Consider the following 17,820-nt stretch of genomic DNA (forward strand, 5'->3'; position numbering starts at 1 on the left):
GGTTATAAAATAAATCTTGCGACAGGAGAACCGTCCCCCTGTCGCATTATTCTTCAAATTCTTTATCTAACATAGCATAATATATTAATTTTTCCTGAACATAAGCATTAATAGTATTTTCTTCATATTCTCCATTCTCATTTAATTCTCCTGCTTTTATACCTGTTAATATTTCCATTCCTTCATCTATTGTATTTATAGCATAAATCGTAAATATCCCTTTCCTTACTGCATCTATTACTTCTTCATTTAACATTAGATTGTCTATGTTTTTACTTGGAATTATAACTCCCTCTCCACCTTTTAATCCTTTGAGCTTACATACATTATAAAAACCCTCTATTTTCTCATTTACTCCACCTATAGGCTGAATTATTCCCTTCTGATTTACGGAGCCTGTAACTGCAATTCCTTGTTTTATTGGTATATCTCCTAAACTTGACAATATGGCATATAACTCTGTACTAGAAGCACTATCACCATCTATACCATCATAGGATTGCTCAAAAGTAATGCTAGCTGTCATAGATAATTGAATATTTTGAGCATATTTTTCCCCTAAATAGCCACTCATGATTAGGACTCCTTTATCATGAATATTTCCACTTTGCTCCGTTTCCTTTTCAATATTTATTATTCCATCCTTACCAAAGTAAGTATTTGCAGTTATCTTAGTAGGTCTGCCAAAAGAATATTGCCCTAAGTCAATGACAGAAAGTCCATTTATTTCTCCAATCTTTTCTCCCTCAGTATCTATTAAAATAGTTCCATTATCTATTAGTTCTAAAAGTCTTTCCTCATATGAATTATTTCTATATTGTCTTTTAGATATAGTTATTTCCACATCTTCCTTTGTAACTATATTCTTGCCTTTACTAAATGCCCAGCTATCAGCTTCATATATTACTTCTACCAAATTATTGAAACTTGCAGTAAGCTTATTCTTTTCATCTGCTATTCTACTGCTTAAGTCTATTATTGTCCCTAAGGCCTCCCTATTAAATGGCAATAAATTTTCCTTTTTACATTGGTAAGCTACAAATGAACCAATTTTTAATATATTCTCCTTATTTCTTTCCATTTCAGTATCAAAATCAGCTCTTATTCTAAAAAGTTTTTTAAACTCTTCATCATAAGTATATAAGAAATGACATGTCATATAATCTCCTATAATTATTATTTTAATATCTAGTGGTATTGCTTCAGGGCTTAAGGTCTCAGATGTTAAATTAGAACTATAAATATTTTCAATTTTTAGTTCCTCAGTAGTTATTGCCCTTTTTAGACCATCCCAAGAAAATTTATCTTGTAAAATATCCTTTGCCTGAATTAATATATATCCTCCATTAGCCTCATGCATAGAACCTGGTTTAATCCTAGTATGATCAGTTTTTGCCACACCCATCTCATTAGCATATTCTATTTTCCCAAATAAATTATAATAATTTGGATTCATCTCTTTTATTACTGGAGCACCTTTTTTATAACTATTATCTATAAAAAGATTTATAAAATACCTTTTTAAAAAGTCTTCTTTCTTATTTCCTTGAAGAAATATTTTTTCCATATAGTTTTCTTCTTCATCATCTAAAAACATTTCATAGTTTTTTACAATATCTTCTTTCATATCTAAAAGAAAATTGGTTATTCCTTCATTTTCCCTATATTTAACTTGAATTGGTCCTATAAATGTAGTCGCCACTAATGCAACTTGTTCTTCCTTTAGCTTTTTCATTTCATTTTTTAATTTAATTTCTATATTCTTTATTCGCTTAATGTAGTCATAAGATTTCTGAGTTAGCTCTATTGATATATTCCCGAGTCTATCCATATCTTCATCTGATAACTTATCAAGTTCTTCATCTGTCATAGGTCTATTATCAATTAACGGAATACTCAATATACCTCTTTCAGTTTGCTTAAATACAAAATTATATTCTTTAGCAAAATTGTTTAATTCTATTAATATATTTTCAGCCATTTTTTTATTTTCATTAAATATGGAGTTTTTATTGTCTTCATAGTCCTTTGAACTTAATGCCTTAGGTATTTCAACATCTATGTTTTTTATAGCAGTTTCTATTTCCTTCTTAAAATCTATGCCTTTTCCAGGCTCTAAATTTATCGCCTTAGGACAATTAGGTCTTTTAAAATTATATACATAACACCAATCATATGGTATAGGCCTCTTCTTAGCAAATTCCTCTGCAACTAAATATGAATAGGAGCTCCTTCCTGTACCTGCAAAACCTGATACATAAATATTATATCCTTTTCTCCTCATAGAAAGTCCATATTTTAGAGCTTCCATAGCCCTATCTTGCCCTATTAGTTCTCTATCTATCATCCAATCTTTAGTAGTCTCATGGGGAAATATATTTGGATCACATTGATTTCTTAGTCTTTCAACTGGAACTTTATATCTTTCTAACATTGAGATCACCTCCATAAATAACTCCTTTAATTATACACCATTTCATAGTTCAATGTATTCTAATTTTTATATTTGTTTACAAAAAGATTAAATTACAAAAAAGTTTCTATCGAAATATTATAAGGTAATGTTTTTTATAAGACATTAAAGTAGATCCTTCCTATTTGTTATAAAATAAATGCAATGGGGAAACCCCATCGCATTTATTTTATTCCTGCTGCTATTTTTATCATTTTTTGATGTTCTGTATCTTGTTTCCCATCCATATGTCTTGTACTACCTGCAAAATGTATATCAAAATGACCGTCTATTCCATTACCCTTTATATAATCAAAGTTAATCCCTCTACCATATCCGCCTGATCTATTATTTGTCATTGCTCCTCCTGCTACGCTATCTAATCCTGCATGGGGCATAAAGGTTACGCTGGCTGCTATCTTTCTACCATTATATTCTACAATAGCTGGTCTTCTTGCCCAGCTAAAACCTCCCCATATGGATTTCATAATATCAGTATCTTCTTTCGTTAATGTTTCGCAGTCTGCATGATTTGACCCTACTGATCTTTGCACCATATAAGATTTACCAGTATAAAAATCTATTACCTTAAACTCTGCCCCTCTTGGAACTATTTTGTCCACTTCATTAAACCAATTAAGATACTCTCCATATGTAGTTTCTTTAACTGATGTCTCCTGTATCACTTCATCTTTTTTTATCACTTCTTCTTGTACTTCTTTTTCTTTTACTTCCTCATTTTGTATTTCAATAGTATTTTTTATGGCTCTTATATCTACAGCTCCTCTATTTACAGAGTTCTTTTTTATTTGCCTTTCTGGAATCTTTATAACTTGTCCAGGATAAATTATTGTTTCTTTATTAGCTTTATTTTCTTTTAATATACTTTCTATTGAAATTCTATATTTCTGGGAAACTTTCCAAAATGTATCTCCTTTTTTTACTATATGATTTTCTGCAAAACTAGTAGTACTAATACAAAGAGTTAATGCTACTGTTCCTATTGCTATTTTTGTAGTTTTCTTCATATGCTCCTCCTCCAATTTACATTTGTTTTTGTAACCTTTTTGTTACTATTATATTATTTCGCCATAAATCACTGAAATCCTTTATGTAATATTTTCCAATACAATAGGTTAAGGCAGTAAAATCTTTCTAACCTACTTTATATATTCCACATTCATAGTGGAAAACCCTTTTTTTAAAAATAAAAAAACTGCTGACAAATTTTACTTTATCAACAGTCTGACGAAAGGGTTTGACTTTACTATTTATATGCTATCTTTCCAAGTAAATATTTACTTCTATTCATTATATTCAATATCTAAATGTACTTCCTCTGGCATATTTTTCAAATTGGTTTTTACTACAATATATGGATAGTCATATTCTTGCTCTACTATTTCATTGGGGTCTGGATCTGTAAACTTTGCATAAACTACTATATCAAATACATCCTTATTATATTTTTCTTTAATGATTTGAGCAACTTCTACTAAATATCCCTTTGAATTTTTTTCCCCCCTTGTAACCACAACATAAATATCATCTTCGTATTTACATGTTAAAGCTCTTTCTTCAGTTAAATATTTAGGCAGCATTTCAGAAATCTTTTCTGGTATTTCATCTTCTTGTACTACTTTGAATTTAACTTGGCTGTCACTACCTTTTAATAATCTAGGTATAAATAGAATTCCCATAACTAAAATAATTGCCAAGGCAATAATTTGATTTCTTTTCAATCTTATCCCCCCAATATTAATCTTATATAATTAATATTCTTTATGGGACTATATTATGTATATTTTATAAAAAAGGCTTTTATGTAAGCATTATAAGGTAGCACTTTTGAAACTAATTGACGAAAAATCCTTTTTTTACAAGACTTAAAAGTAAAACTTCCCTATTCCTTATAAAAAACCTCTGATTTATACATAATCAGAGGTTTTCATACTATAATAATTCTTTTGCTTTATTTACAATATTATCTATATTAAGTCCATATTTGTCCAGTAATTCAAATCCATCTCCTGATTCTCCAAAGGTATCCATAGTCCCAATCCTAATAACACGAGTTGGTTGCTTTTCAGATACTACCTCTGCTACTGCACTACCTAAGCCTCCTATTATACTATGTTCTTCAACAGTAACTATACCTTTAGTCTCTCTAGCTGCTTTTATTATAATATCTTCATCTATAGGTTTAATACTAGCCATATTTATAACCCTTGCTAATATACCTTCTTCAGCCAATTTTTCTGATGCAGATAATGCCTTTGCAACCATAACTCCTGTGGCTATAAGAGTTATATCTTTTCCCTCTTTTAACTCCACAGCTTTACCTATTTCAAATTTATAATCTTCATCAAATATTACAGGAACTTTTGCCCTTCCAAGTCTTATATATACTGGTCCATTATGTTCTGCTGCTTTAAATATACATTGTTTTGTTTCTATGGCGTCTGCAGGACTTAAAACCACCATATTGGGTAAAGACCTCATTAGACTAATATCCTCTAATGCTTGGTGAGTTGCTCCATCTTCTCCTACAGTTAAACCTGCATGAGTTGCTGCAATTTTTACATTTAATTTTGGATAGCATACTGAGTTTCTTATAATTTCAAAAGCACGACCTGTAGCAAACATTGCAAAACTGCTTGCAAAAGGAATCTTGCCTGCAGTAGCTAATCCTGCTGCTGTACCTACTAAATTTTGTTCTGCTATACCTACATTAAAAAATCTTTCTGGATAAGCTTTAGCAAAAACAGATGTCTTAGTAGAACCTGAAAGGTCTGCATCTAATACCACTATATTTTCATTATTACCGCCTAATTCTTTTAATGCCTCTCCATAAGCATCTCTTGTTGCAATCATATTAGCCATTTAATCCACCTCCCAATTCTTCTAAAGCCCTAGAAGCTTCTTCAGCTGACGGAGCCTTTCCATGCCAACCTACTTTATCTTCCATAAATGATATACCTCTACCCTTATGGGTATGAGCAATTATCATAGTAGGTTTGTTTTTCATATTTTTTGCTTCATCTATTGCATTTAATATTTCATCAAAGGAATGTCCATTAATAGTTAATACATGCCAACCAAATGCTCTAAATTTATCATCAATTGGGTCAATATTCATTATTTCATTATTTGGTCCATCGATTTGAAGTCCATTATAGTCTAAAAATACAGTTAGATTATCTAATTTATAATGTGCAGCTAACATAGCTGCTTCCCAAATTAATCCTTCTTGAGACTCTCCATCTCCTATTAATGCATATACCCTATAATCTTTATTATCTAATTTGCCTGCTAATGCCATACCATTTGCAGCTGCCAATCCTTGTCCTAAAGAACCTGTTGTCATATCAACGCCTGGAATATCCTTCATATCTGGATGTCCTTGTAATATCGAGCCTAACTTTCTAAAGTTATTCAATTCCCCTTTAGGAAAAAATCCTTTTTCCGCTAAAGTAGAGTATAAAACTGGAGAAGCATGCCCTTTTGATAATACAAATCTATCCCTATCTTCCCATCTAGGATTTTTTGTATCCACTTTCATCTCTTTAAAATATAGTGTTGTTAAAATTTCTACTGCTGATAAAGAGCCTCCTGGATGTCCTGATTGAGATTTTTCTAACATATTGATTATATCTACTCTAATATTTCGAGCTATTTCTTTTAAATCCATTATATCCCTCCTAATGTTTTTTATCATAGGTAAATCCTTCACCTAATACTTCATACATTTCAGATACCATAACAAAAGCATAGGGGTCAGTCTCCTTTACTATATCCTTTACATTAGCAAATTGTGACCTAGATACTACACATAAAAGAACATCTTTATCTTCCTTTGAATACATTCCTTTACCTTTCAATAAAGTTACCCCTCTACCTATTTCCATCATAAGCTTTTCACTTATTTTATCAGGATTATCAGAAATAATAAAAAATCCCTTTTGATATCCGATTCCTTCTAAAATCATATCTATTACCTTCATTATAACAAACATAGCAATAATTGAGTATAGAGAAATCTCAATATTTCTTCCTACTACGCCTGCAAACACAACTACAAATAAATCAATCATTGTCATAAATGTAGTTACACTTAGACTGGGTATTTTATTATTTAGCATAGCACCTGCTAAATCAGTTCCTCCAGTAGTTCCACCGAATTTAAAGACTAATCCTAACCCTATACCACATAATACCCCTCCAAATATGGCAGATAATAATAAATCATGAGTTAGTACTATTGGTGGTAAAATCTTTAAAAAGAAAGATAATAATATAGTTGCATATAAAGTCTTTATAGCTGTTCCTTTTCCTAAAATTTTTGCACCAAAAATAAATAATGGAATATTTATTGCTAAGTTTGTAATATATATAGGAACTTTGACTATTTTTTCTATAACTACAGCAAATCCTGTAACTCCACCAGGAGCTATGGTATTTGGTGCTAAAAAATAATCCAAGGCTATAGACATCAAGAATACACCAACACTTATTAGAATGTAGCTATATACAGTCTTATACCATTTTTCATTATTTGCCATAAAATTCCCCTTCCTTACTTTACTACATCCTTAGAAAATAATACTTTAAACATAAATTTAGGCAATACTATTTGTCTTTTAATTCTAGAAGGCTCTTTGATTAATCTATAGAACCATTCTAAACCCAGTTTTTCAAATATCTTAGGTGCGCTCTTAGTATTTCCTGATAAAATGTCCATCACACCACCATTGCCTATTATAACCTTTGATTTTATATTCTCTTTATTTGCATCTATCCAAGTTTCTTGTTTAGGAAACCCTAATCCAACAAATATTATATCTGGATTTGAAGAATTTATATCCTCAATAATCTGAATCTCTTCTTCATGATTTTTATGGTCATTTTGACTGCCTTTAAAATATCCATGATGGTAACCTGCTATTTTAATATTAGGATAAGTCTTTTCTATATTTTCCGCTGCTAATTTAGCAACTCCATCCTTTCCTCCTAATAAGTATAGACTATAATTATTTTCGTTAGCTATATCAAGGAGCTTAAGAGATATATAATATCCTGTTACTCTTTCCTTTAAAGGTTTTTTCTTAATTCTAGAAGCATATATAAGTCCTATGCCATCGGCTGTTATTAAATCGCCCCCATTTATCAATTCCTTGAGTTTCTCATCATCTCTAGCACCCATGACTATCTCAGTGTTTGGAGTATAAATAGCTTTTAATTCATCACCTTTTAAATAATTTTCTACCTTTTCAGCAGCCTCATCAAATGTTAAGTTATGTATTTTCACTCCAAATATTTCTATGGTATCCATTTAACAATCTACTCCTTTAATAAATCTAATGCCATAGTTACATTAGATAAAGCCTTATTTTTTAACTCCTTGTCTTGCTTTCGCAACTGCTCTTTAATCTCCACCCTATTATTCCATACATCATTTATTTTTTCCAATAAATCGGTATAAGCTAAAGCATTTACATCACAAATATAACCCATTCCAATAGAACGTAATATTCCATCTACCTTAGGATCATAGGATAAACCTACCATAGGAACTTCTTGAGTAGCTGCATAAATTAATGAATGAAGTCTCATCGCTACAATGATTTCCATTTCTTTTATTATCCCCATTATTTCTTCAACATTATATTTTCCTGATATTACATAGCAGCCTTCTTCTTTCACCATTTGATTAATCTCAAGACTTATTTCTAAATCCTCTGGATAGTGCATTGGTATCATCACTACATTTACATTATACTCTTTTATTATATATCTTACAGTATCAGATATAATTTTTTTTAAATTATCTGCATTTTTCCATCGCCTAATTGAAATGCCTATGAATTTCTTATTAGTAGGTATTTTTTCATCATTAAATATTTCTACTACCCTAGGTTTTGATGATGGCTCTAAAGTAAATACAGGATCTGCTGTTACTATTATATTTTTATTTTTAACTCCTAAATCATATATAAACTCTTTAGAGTCTTCATCCCTAAGAGTAATTAAATCTACCTTATTTAATATCTTTCTTGTCAAAAATCTATTTAATTTCTTTCTAATGGGACCAATGCCATTTGCATATATCATTACAGGTTTCTTATATAGTTTTGCTATTTTCATTAAAGCTAGATAGTATAATAAGGAACGAGTGCTTGTTACATCTTGCAGCAAAGATCCCCCACCAGAAATAAATAAAGATGAATTTTTCATAGCTATAAATACTTCTCTAAACTTAAATCTATTGATAGCATTTACAGAATACATTTTCTCAGTCTTTAAAGGGTTTTTGGAAAGCACAGTTATATTTATTTCTTTATTATATTCTTTAATATCTTTTACTATAGCCTTTAAAATAGCATCATCTCCGCTATTATCAAATCCATAATATCCTGATATAAGAATTGATTTTTTAAATCCCATAGAAATTCTCCTTTTCCCAAAAACTATCTTTTCCAAATAAAAGCATTATATGATTCATTTTATATTACCTAATATTTCTTGATAAATTTCCACATGTTTTTTAGCCATTGCATCAGATGAATAATTTTCCTCAACTTTTCTATATAATTTTTCACCCATGCTTTCAATCTTAGACTTATCTGATGCTAAGATATCTATTTTATTAGATAAAGCTTTACTATCTCCTACTTTAATCAAATATCCATTTTCTCCATCTTCAATTAATTTACTCAATCCACCTACATTGGTAGATATAATAGTTTTTTTCATTATAGCTCCCTCTAATATGGCATAGGGAAAACTTTCACTTATGGAAGTTAAAGTGTTTATGTCTATTGCATTAAAAAATGAATATGGATCATTCACATATCCTAAAAAATGAATATATTCTTTTAACTTTAATTCTTCAACTAAAACCTCCAATCTTTTCCTTTCATTTCCTTCTCCTGCTATGAGGAATATTATATCCTTTCGTTGGTTTAATATAATCTCTGCTGCTTTTATAAATGTTTCATGATTTTTTACTTGATCTAATCTGGCAATAATTCCAACTATAATTTTCCCTTCATAGTCAATTCCATATCTCTTGAAAAACTCATTTTTTGATACATACTTTAATTCCTGCTCCATATCAATTCCATTATACACAGTAAATATTTTATCTCTTTTAAATCCCCTATCTACTAACATTTCCTTAAATGTATCTGAAATAGCTATATAGTATTCAAACTGTTTTAATGCAAGTATATTCAATGTTGTAAATACCAATCTCTTATAAAAATTATCTTTAAAGTCTAATTTATAATCACTATGAACAGTGGTAATAAAAGGCTTATTTACTTTATTCTTTAAAAACATAGCAATAAAATTAGCCCTAGCACCATGACAATGGACTAAATCATATTCTCCCTTTTCAATTTCATCTGTAAGTCTGCGGACTACTGACATATCAGATCTATTTTTTTGCTTAAATACTTCAATATCTATGCCTGAAGCTTTGGCATCATAATAAAATGTATCTTCAATAAAACATATGATTTTAGCATCTATTAATTTGTTGATACCCCTTATAAGTGAAATTATATGGGTTTTAGCTCCTCCTGTATCTCCACCGCTTATTAGATGAAGTACTTTCATTTGAGAGCCCCCTTTCCATTAATTATATGCTGTGGTGCGAAAGTATTTATCAATGCAACAGCAATCCAAAAGTATATAATCATAGCTGGTACTTCAAATATATTTTCAACAAAATTTTGTGCTAATACCCCCATAGCTCCTGAAAATAATCCGATGGCAACTATTCTATTTTTAGTATCATTTTGATATTTTATTATTTTTATAGAAGAAATAATAAAACATATAATAACAAATGCCAATCCAACTATACCATATATGCCCATTTCCGTTAATGTTTTTAAATAGTAATTATCTAAGTAGAAAGGTGCTAATTGATTATTGATTGCTACAGCCCCTCCAAATCTTCCTAGTCCAACACCAAACAGTCTATTTCTATGCCACATCTTAATTCCTATATCCCATCTGTATAATCTACCTCCAGCAGCAGACTTTACTAGATATACTGGTGAAAGCATAAACAATAATCTTTGACTTAATGAGCCGCCAAATAAAATAAATATACCTACAAATGCCATAAATGGAACTATCAATCTGGGATTTAATGCAATGATAAAAATAAACATAGCTAAAGCAAAGGCTAACCATGCACCTCTTGAAAGTGTAAGAAGTAATCCTAATGTCATAAATCCACTTGCACATAAGTAAAATATTTTCATATATTTATTTTTATGAGTGATAAACATTGAAATTGCAATAGGTATAAATAAAACAAAAATAACACCTAATATATTTGGACTACCAACTATAGAGAAAGCCCTAGTTCTAATATTTTCAGTGGTATCTACCCAGTTCCCTGGCATAGGAACTCTTGCAATATACTGATATACAGCATGAATCCCCATAAATAATCCTATGGAAAGCATTAAATTAATAACTCTCTCTGAATCCTCAATGCTTCGAATAAATTGTGTAGCAATGAAATACCAAAGAATATGTTGAAAGACTGCCCTAAAACCTTCTATTGCTATACCCAAATTAGGAGCAATTATAAGTACATGACAAATTCCCATAATTATATAGATAATTGCTGGTATATCCATTGGAGTAAAATTATGTTTAATCTTTCCACCAGATAATAGTCTCTTTGCAATTATATATAAAGTTAAAACAATCAATGCTAATTCATCCCATATAGAACCTAAAACTGCTAACCCTCTAGTTCTTCTAATTACAAAGTCTACCACAAAATAAGAAGCAGGAATAAATATTAATAAATCTAGCCACGAACCTTTCCCCTTTATCTTCCTAATTATTTTATATAAATAACTATTATCTCTAATAGGGGTCTGTACATCTATCCTTTCTTTTTTAAACTTCGTAAATGGACTTAAAATTCTGCTAGTCATTAAAGATTTAAATATAGACTCTTCCATCTTCATAAGTCTATTATCTAAATTCATAAAAAACATATAGATAAAACTAATATCCATCCAAGTCTTGTACTCTTCTGGTTTATGTTTTCTTTTATTATCAGTTTTACTTTGCAACCTAAATAAAAAACTATTATCCGATAGTTTTTTAAGCCCAAGTATAAGGTTGAAAAGAAAACTTCCTTTAACAGCTTTTTTTATATCCATATTAATCCACTACCTTTAAACTTACTATTTGAGCTTTTAATCTATATAAGTCAGATTCTATAAAAATTGTTTTTCCCTGTCTTAATTCCTGTTTACCAAATTTATAACTATAATTCTTATATGGAGTAGTTGCTTTAAATTTAATTCTAGCTTTTTCCATCATTGGATCAATTGATGTAACCACATTACCATTTTTATCTAAGTTTGTTGCCTCTACTGGTAATATCTCAACATCTTCCACATAAGCATCTAAATAATGCTTCATTTCCCCTAATTGATCTCCAACTTTTATTACATCAAGATAACCCTTATCTATTACAATAGTAGCCTCTACTTCTACATTAACTATTTCATCTTTTACTGATAAATCTGTAAGATCTTTATTTAATACCTTTAGAGCAGATAAAAATATTAAAAATACTGCTAAAGCCATAGCTATAAAATCTAAAATGTTTATTTTACCAAAAATTCTACCTTTTTCATCTATTAATTTCATTATTTCACCTCTATATACTTTATAGTCCCAGGAAATTCAACTGTAGTTGTTTTTAATATTATAGGAAGCCCTACCTTTATCTCTTGACCACCTAAATCCATATAAGGCCCAGATGAAGCAACTTCAGCTTTGACTTTTACTGTTACTGTTATTTCTTCTGCATCTTCATAGGTAACAATCTTCCCATCTTCTCCTACAACTGATTGTATCTTAGGATTAATATCTATCTCTTCTACAAACCCTTTTTGAAGGTTATTTTGGGAAAACATTTGATCTCCTACTTTTAAATCTGTTACCATTTCCTTAGTCAATTCACTAGCTTCAGCAGTTATGATTATATTCTTACCACCTGCAGTTACCACTTCTTTAGATTTGTTTATTATCTTTCCCCTATTTAAGAATGCTACAACGGCTAATATTATTATAATCGTTATAGTTGTATCTATCCAATTCCATCTTTTTTTCACAAATTTCACCTTCCTAAAATTATTACTAAATATTATTTGCTACTTTTAATATCTCAGATAATTGTTTGGCTTGAGATTCTCTACTATAAATCTTAATTTTATCCCATTTTGGTTCGTGAGTTAATTTTCCTTCTATCCAACTATTATAATATTTTTCTAAAGCAATACTAACACCATTTATATCTTCTGGATCTACTACAGTTCCTGTGTTTGTTTCATTTATTACTTGTGCAGCCGCCCCATCCTCGGGAACAATTGCTAAAATAGGTCTATTTACTTTAATGTATTCAAATATCTTTCCAGTATAAAAATTCTTAGAACCTTTTCCTTTGCCAATTACCAATAGCAAAATATCTGAATTGTATAACATTTGTATGCTTTCTCTATGTGGTAAATATCCAAATGATTTCATATTCTCTACTAAATCATATTTTTTAGCATATTCCTCTAAAACTTCTTGATATATATTGCCAACAATCCTTATTTCAAGTTTATTTTTATCAATTTTATTATTGTCTATTGCTATTTTTAAGCCCTCTAAAAATTCAATTAAATTTCGTCTACCATAAAGAGAGCCAGTATAAGTTATTACAAACTTATCTTTACCATCTCTTGAATCACTAAGCCCAACAAAATCTTCTTCGTCATACCCATTAGGTATATAAGTAGAACGTCCTATTAAAGCTGGATTATCTTTAACAAAATTCTCTAACATAAAAGGAGTATTAGTAATTAAAAAATCACATTCATTAGTAACCTCCAATTCCTTTTTCTTTTCAAACTTTAATTTTACTCTTTTATGCCAACTATCTAGGTGATAAGGATTATTTGTCCATTCATCTCTAAAATCAGTTACCCATCTGATACTTGGAAATAACCTTTTTATATATAACCCCACTAAATGAGAACTATAGGGAAATGAAGTAGTATATATTATATTTATATTTTCTTTTTTAATTATTTCAGCTACCTTGTCCTTGTTAAAATAATACCAAAAATATTCTGAATCTGGTGATAATAATCTAGTGCCTATAAACTTAAAAGGCAATCTAAGAAATCCTTTTCTATTTACAGTATCATAAGGTTTAAGCCTATATATTTTCAATTCCTTAGGTAAATCTTCCAAAAGAGTACTATCTGTTAAATCTGAAACATGTTCTTTTGTTATAACTATTGGCTCATATCCAAACTTAGGTAAATATTTAACAAATTTTGTAGTCCTCTGAACACCAGCCCCACCCATTGGTGGAAATTCATTGGCAACAATCAAAACTTTTTCCATCTTTAATCCCTACCTAGCAATGTAATTTTAAAACCTAAACCTTTAAGAAAGCCTTCATCTAAGAAATTTCTAGTATCATAGATATGCTTGTCTTTCATCAATGTAGAAACTTTCTCAAAATCTATATCTTTATATTCATTATGATTTACTGCAAGCATTATTAAATCCGAATCTTTAACTGCATCATATAGTGAATCTACCATAAGATTACCTATTTCAAGACTATCCTTACAAGCATGAGGATCATGTAATGATAAAGTAAATCTAGTATTCTCTCTTAATAAACTTACTAAATTTACAATTGGACTTTCTCTCATATCATCTATATTTGGCTTATATGTAAGACCTAATATAGCTATTTTTGCATTTTCATCTGGAAAAATTTCCTTTAACTTATTTAATATATGTTTTGGCATACCATCATTAGTTTCTCTTGCAAGTCTAATAATATTTCCTTTACTCTGCCTTTCTACAATAAACCAAGGGTCTACTGCCAAACAATGTCCCCCTACGCCTGGCCCTGGTTGGTGAAGATTAACTCTTGGATGTCTATTAGCTAATTCTATAACATCCCATGCATTTATTCCCATTTCTTCACAGGTTATAGCAAGCTCATTTGCTAATGCAATATTAACATCTCTATAAGTATTTTCCATAAGTTTACACATTTCTGCTGTTTTAGAATCTGTTGTAAATATTTTTCCCTTAACAAAAACACCATATAGCTCTTTAACTAACTTAGCAGATTTTTCATTTATTCCACCAATAATTCTATCACTTTCAATCAACTCTTGAATTATTTTACCTGGTAACACCCTTTCTGGTGAATGGGCTACAAAAACTTCTTCACCTATATTAAGTCCCGATTTTTTAAGTATAGGAACTATTATTTTCTCCGTAGATTCTGGTGGAGAAGTTGATTCTAATACCACAATATTTCCTTTACTAAGTATTGGTACTATGGACTCAGCTGCCTTTTTAACATAATCCATATTAGCAGTTTTATCCTTGTTAATTGGCGTTGGAACAGAAATAATAAAGGCATCGGACTTCTCTAATTTAGTAATGCCTTTTAAACTTCCTTTATCTACAACTTCTTTAACTAAATCCTCAAGTCCTGGTTCTTCAATTATAATCTTTCCTTTGTTTAAAGCATTTATTACTCTTTCATTAATATCATAGCCTAATACTTCCATACCTGATTTAGCAAATATAGCAGCAGTAGGCAAACCGATATATCCTAATCCTATTATAGTTATTTTCTTTGCATTCATTAGTTCCATAAAATTTCCTCCATTTCGACTTATATTCCATTTTAGCCTTTATATCTTATTTTATCAACTGCTATATTTATCTATCGTATTTCATAGTCTCCTTTTACAAGAAAAAAGCTATTTGTCAAAGCTCTAGCACCTCTGCCGTCATCTCTTGGTACTATAATTAAGTGGTTTGCCTTTATATTTTCTTCCATCACTAGATCCTTACCAGCAGTAACATCAGTTAATCCATTCATTATTCCGTTAGTTACCACCGCTATAGCTCTAGCATTTCCCGATCTTAATATTATTTCTGTGCCATCTTTACAAATTAAAGACTTTCCACTTGGAAGTTCAACCACTGCCCATGAGCCTACATCATTATTTCCATTACTCTTTGTCCCTAATTTTTCATCAACATAATACTTTAACTGCTCTATTTTTTTCTCCACATAACTAAGGGTAACCAATGGATCTGACTCAGAACCTGGCTCTGAAAATACTGTTGTTGCTCCTAATAATATAACCAATGCACCTAATCCAATTCCTATTCTTTTAACTTTATTCTTCATATGTATTAACCTCCCTAATTTATCTAATGTGTAATAATGAATAACTAATATTAAAAATCCCCTCAATATTTACTTAAAACTATTCACTATTCATTTTAACTCTTCACTGTTTTTAATTATACTACAAAATCAATAAAAAAATAAGCATTAAACAATGCTTATTTTTTAATATGTATGTATTTATTATAATTCTATTAACCCTAGACTTATTCTTAAACATTCATCTACATTGACCATCATTTCATCACTAAATCTTCCTATCCGTTCACGAAGTCTTTTTTTATCTATTGTTCTTATTTGCTCCAGAAGGACTACTGAGTCCTTAGGTAGTCCGTATTCTGGAGCATTTATTTCCACATGTGTAGGCAACTTCGCCTTATTTATCTGGGAAGTGATTGCAGCAATAATAATGGTAGGACTATATTTGTTTCCAATATCATTTTGAATAACAAGTACAGGCCTTACTCCCCCCTGCTCAGATCCTATAACAGGACTTAAATCAGCATAATATATATCTCCTCGTTTAACTATCATAACATCGCCTGCCTCTTAAGACTTGCCTCATATATTGCTAGATCAACAATATCTTGTTCTAACCCCATTTCAGCAAGAACTAAATTAATTTGACTCATTTCTTTGTATCCTTCCCTTAATTGCTCAATAATATCTAATTTCTTTTTTTCATTAATAAAGAGTTTCATGGCCTCTGCTATAAAATCAGAACGGTTTTTATACTCCATAGGAACCATTACATCTACTTCTTCAAGGAGGCTATTAGGTAAACTAACAGTTATCCTTCTAGTCTCAGCCATAAAGACACCTCCCATACAAACGTCTTAGATAAAATATATAAAAATAGTCTGAATTAATTATATATGTTTTCTATTGTCCATGTCAACCTATCTAAAAATTTATTCCATTTAATTTTTATTCTAATAAATAATCCTTTATTTTAACTATTTTTTCATTCGACATATATACCCTAGGAACTCTTCTTCCTACCATACATACAATTTCATAGTTTATTGTACCAAGTTTTGATGCTAACTCATCAGCTGTGGGATAATCCAAGCCGTAACCAAATATTACTACCTCATCACCTAATTTTACATCATCTATATGTGTAACATCTATCATACATTGATCCATACATATTTTCCCAACTATTCTTGCCCTTTGACCATTTATAGTTACTTCTGCCTTTCCAGTTAACATTCTAGTAAATCCATCTGCATACCCTATTGGAATAGTAGCTATTTTAGATTCTTTTTCTGTAACAAATATTTGACCATAACTAATCCCCGTTCCTTTAGGTACTACCTTTAAATGAGATATCTTAGCCCTCAAAGTCATTGCTGGCTTTAATTCCATATTTTTTTCAACTTCTTCAGATGGATAGAAACCATAAATCATTATACCTGCCCTTACCATATTTAAATTAAACTTTGGTATATCTATAATTCCAGCACTATTTGACACATGCTTTATTGGTATATTTAATCCCTGTTTTTCTAAATCATTAACAACTTTCATATATCTTTCAAATTGTTCCATTGCATGAGATTTGTCTATTTCATCTGCCTTTGCAAGATGAGTGAATATTCCTTCTACATATATATTAGGAAGCTTAGATATACCTATTATGTCTTTTATAGAATCTTCTGTAGGGAGAAAACCAATTCTACCCATTCCACTATCAATCTTAATATGAATAGTAGCTTTTTTACCTAATTCTACTGCTTTATTAGATAATATTTTAGCATCTTCATAATTATATATAGCCTGAATAATATTATATTCCAATAGTTTCTCATACTGAGTTGGGGGAGTATAGCCTAATATTAAAATAGGCTCAGTTATATTTCCCTTCCTTAATTCTATGGCTTCTGTTAAAAGAGCCACAGCTAATCTATCAGCACCATTATCCAAAAAGGTCCTTGAAATTTCCAAAGAACCATGCCCATAACCATTTGCCTTCACCACAGCTGTAACTAATGCATTCTTATCTGTATGTTTTCTTACCTCCCTAATATTATGAGCCAAATTATCTAAATTAATTTCTGCCCATACTGGTCTTGTTTCATCTAAAGTATACATT

Annotated in this window: 18 protein-coding genes; all 18 read right to left on the bottom strand. The window is 30.1% G+C overall.

Annotated features, from left to right (window positions below):
* Nucleotides 1–46: 46 nt before the first annotated feature.
* Nucleotides 47–2,434, bottom strand: coding sequence for an ATP-binding protein (locus RT714_RS02950; protein WP_313756120.1), 2,388 nt, complete (start codon nucleotides 2,432–2,434; stop codon nucleotides 47–49).
* 203 nt (nucleotides 2,435–2,637) lie between these two features.
* Nucleotides 2,638–3,480, bottom strand: a complete 843-nt coding sequence (locus RT714_RS02955; protein ID WP_313756121.1) for a LysM domain-containing protein — start codon at nucleotides 3,478–3,480, stop codon at nucleotides 2,638–2,640.
* A gap of 276 nt (nucleotides 3,481–3,756) precedes the next feature.
* A complete protein-coding gene (locus tag RT714_RS02960) occupies nucleotides 3,757–4,194 on the bottom strand; it encodes a protease complex subunit PrcB family protein (protein ID WP_313756122.1) in 438 nt (145 codons plus the stop codon).
* Nucleotides 4,195–4,405: 211 nt separating this feature from the next.
* Nucleotides 4,406–5,335, bottom strand: a complete 930-nt coding sequence (locus tag RT714_RS02965; protein ID WP_313756123.1) for a transketolase family protein — start codon at nucleotides 5,333–5,335, stop codon at nucleotides 4,406–4,408.
* Nucleotides 5,328–6,143 carry a transketolase gene (locus tag RT714_RS02970; protein WP_313756124.1) on the bottom strand — a complete coding sequence of 272 codons (816 nt, stop codon included), beginning with the start codon at nucleotides 6,141–6,143 and terminating at the stop codon, nucleotides 5,328–5,330. The genes RT714_RS02965 and RT714_RS02970 overlap by 8 nt, the downstream gene beginning before the upstream one ends.
* A gap of 10 nt (nucleotides 6,144–6,153) precedes the next feature.
* Complete coding sequence (locus tag RT714_RS02975) at nucleotides 6,154–7,014, bottom strand: YitT family protein (RefSeq protein ID WP_313756125.1); 861 nt, start codon at nucleotides 7,012–7,014, stop codon at nucleotides 6,154–6,156.
* 14 nt (nucleotides 7,015–7,028) lie between these two features.
* Complete coding sequence (locus tag RT714_RS02980) at nucleotides 7,029–7,784, bottom strand: WecB/TagA/CpsF family glycosyltransferase (RefSeq protein ID WP_313756126.1); 756 nt, start codon at nucleotides 7,782–7,784, stop codon at nucleotides 7,029–7,031.
* An 8-nt stretch (nucleotides 7,785–7,792) separates the two neighbouring features.
* The gene (csaB, locus tag RT714_RS02985; RefSeq protein WP_313756127.1) at nucleotides 7,793–8,896 is read right to left on the bottom strand and encodes a polysaccharide pyruvyl transferase CsaB; all 1,104 of its coding nucleotides are present in this window, start codon (nucleotides 8,894–8,896) and stop codon (nucleotides 7,793–7,795) included.
* Nucleotides 8,897–8,950: 54 nt separating this feature from the next.
* A complete protein-coding gene (locus RT714_RS02990; RefSeq protein ID WP_313756128.1) occupies nucleotides 8,951–10,072 on the bottom strand; it encodes a glycosyltransferase family 4 protein in 1,122 nt (373 codons plus the stop codon).
* Nucleotides 10,069–11,649 carry an O-antigen ligase family protein gene (locus RT714_RS02995; protein ID WP_313756129.1) on the bottom strand — a complete coding sequence of 527 codons (1,581 nt, stop codon included), beginning with the start codon at nucleotides 11,647–11,649 and terminating at the stop codon, nucleotides 10,069–10,071. The genes RT714_RS02990 and RT714_RS02995 overlap by 4 nt, the downstream gene beginning before the upstream one ends.
* A gap of 1 nt (nucleotide 11,650) precedes the next feature.
* Nucleotides 11,651–12,145 (bottom strand): DUF4330 domain-containing protein, encoded by a 495-nt coding sequence (locus RT714_RS03000; RefSeq protein ID WP_313756130.1) that lies wholly within the window; start codon nucleotides 12,143–12,145, stop codon nucleotides 11,651–11,653.
* Nucleotides 12,145–12,612: a DUF4330 family protein gene (locus tag RT714_RS03005; protein WP_313756131.1), complete on the bottom strand. Its 468-nt coding sequence runs from the start codon at nucleotides 12,610–12,612 to the stop codon at nucleotides 12,145–12,147. The genes RT714_RS03000 and RT714_RS03005 overlap by 1 nt, the downstream gene beginning before the upstream one ends.
* A 25-nt stretch (nucleotides 12,613–12,637) precedes the next feature.
* Nucleotides 12,638–13,894 (bottom strand): glycosyltransferase, encoded by a 1,257-nt coding sequence (locus tag RT714_RS03010; RefSeq protein WP_313756132.1) that lies wholly within the window; start codon nucleotides 13,892–13,894, stop codon nucleotides 12,638–12,640.
* Between the two features lie 2 nt (nucleotides 13,895–13,896).
* On the bottom strand, nucleotides 13,897–15,177 hold the full coding sequence (locus tag RT714_RS03015; protein WP_313756133.1) for a nucleotide sugar dehydrogenase: 1,281 nt from the start codon (nucleotides 15,175–15,177) through the stop codon (nucleotides 13,897–13,899).
* 71 nt (nucleotides 15,178–15,248) lie between these two features.
* Nucleotides 15,249–15,722, bottom strand: coding sequence for a hypothetical protein (locus tag RT714_RS03020; RefSeq protein ID WP_313756134.1), 474 nt, complete (start codon nucleotides 15,720–15,722; stop codon nucleotides 15,249–15,251).
* A gap of 183 nt (nucleotides 15,723–15,905) precedes the next feature.
* Nucleotides 15,906–16,256, bottom strand: a complete 351-nt coding sequence (locus tag RT714_RS03025) for a type II toxin-antitoxin system PemK/MazF family toxin (RefSeq protein ID WP_072974702.1) — start codon at nucleotides 16,254–16,256, stop codon at nucleotides 15,906–15,908.
* Nucleotides 16,253–16,534: a CopG family ribbon-helix-helix protein gene (locus RT714_RS03030; protein WP_072974705.1), complete on the bottom strand. Its 282-nt coding sequence runs from the start codon at nucleotides 16,532–16,534 to the stop codon at nucleotides 16,253–16,255. Before RT714_RS03030 ends, RT714_RS03025 begins: the two co-directional genes overlap by 4 nt.
* 115 nt (nucleotides 16,535–16,649) lie before the next feature.
* Nucleotides 16,650–17,819 (bottom strand): alanine racemase, encoded by a 1,170-nt coding sequence (alr, locus tag RT714_RS03035; protein WP_313756135.1) that lies wholly within the window; start codon nucleotides 17,817–17,819, stop codon nucleotides 16,650–16,652.
* Nucleotide 17,820 lies beyond the last annotated feature (1 nt).

Origin of the sequence: Tissierella sp., from assembly GCF_032104385.1 — a bacterium.
In the GTDB taxonomy this organism is placed as follows: Bacteria; Bacillota; Clostridia; order Tissierellales; family Tissierellaceae; genus Tissierella.

Bases quoted from the DNA above. Each gene is read 5' to 3' on its own strand.
- RT714_RS02975 (WP_313756125.1), bottom strand. From the start codon at position 7,014: ATGGCAAATAATGAAAAATGGTATAAGACTGTATATAGCTACATTCTA.
- RT714_RS03025 (WP_072974702.1), bottom strand. From the start codon at position 16,256: ATGATAGTTAAACGAGGAGATATATATTATGCTGATTTAAGTCCTGTT.
- csaB (WP_313756127.1), bottom strand. From the start codon at position 8,896: ATGGGATTTAAAAAATCAATTCTTATATCAGGATATTATGGATTTGAT.
- RT714_RS02995 (WP_313756129.1), bottom strand. From the start codon at position 11,649: ATGGATATAAAAAAAGCTGTTAAAGGAAGTTTTCTTTTCAACCTTATA.
- RT714_RS03000 (WP_313756130.1), bottom strand. From the start codon at position 12,145: ATGAAATTAATAGATGAAAAAGGTAGAATTTTTGGTAAAATAAACATT.
- RT714_RS03030 (WP_072974705.1), bottom strand. From the start codon at position 16,534: ATGGCTGAGACTAGAAGGATAACTGTTAGTTTACCTAATAGCCTCCTT.
- RT714_RS03010 (WP_313756132.1), bottom strand. From the start codon at position 13,894: ATGGAAAAAGTTTTGATTGTTGCCAATGAATTTCCACCAATGGGTGGG.
- RT714_RS02980 (WP_313756126.1), bottom strand. From the start codon at position 7,784: ATGGATACCATAGAAATATTTGGAGTGAAAATACATAACTTAACATTT.
- RT714_RS02955 (WP_313756121.1), bottom strand. From the start codon at position 3,480: ATGAAGAAAACTACAAAAATAGCAATAGGAACAGTAGCATTAACTCTT.
- RT714_RS02990 (WP_313756128.1), bottom strand. From the start codon at position 10,072: ATGAAAGTACTTCATCTAATAAGCGGTGGAGATACAGGAGGAGCTAAA.
- RT714_RS02970 (WP_313756124.1), bottom strand. From the start codon at position 6,143: ATGGATTTAAAAGAAATAGCTCGAAATATTAGAGTAGATATAATCAAT.
- RT714_RS03015 (WP_313756133.1), bottom strand. From the start codon at position 15,177: ATGGAACTAATGAATGCAAAGAAAATAACTATAATAGGATTAGGATAT.
- RT714_RS03020 (WP_313756134.1), bottom strand. From the start codon at position 15,722: ATGAAGAATAAAGTTAAAAGAATAGGAATTGGATTAGGTGCATTGGTT.
- alr (WP_313756135.1), bottom strand. From the start codon at position 17,819: ATGTATACTTTAGATGAAACAAGACCAGTATGGGCAGAAATTAATTTA.
- RT714_RS02950 (WP_313756120.1), bottom strand. From the start codon at position 2,434: ATGTTAGAAAGATATAAAGTTCCAGTTGAAAGACTAAGAAATCAATGT.
- RT714_RS02965 (WP_313756123.1), bottom strand. From the start codon at position 5,335: ATGGCTAATATGATTGCAACAAGAGATGCTTATGGAGAGGCATTAAAA.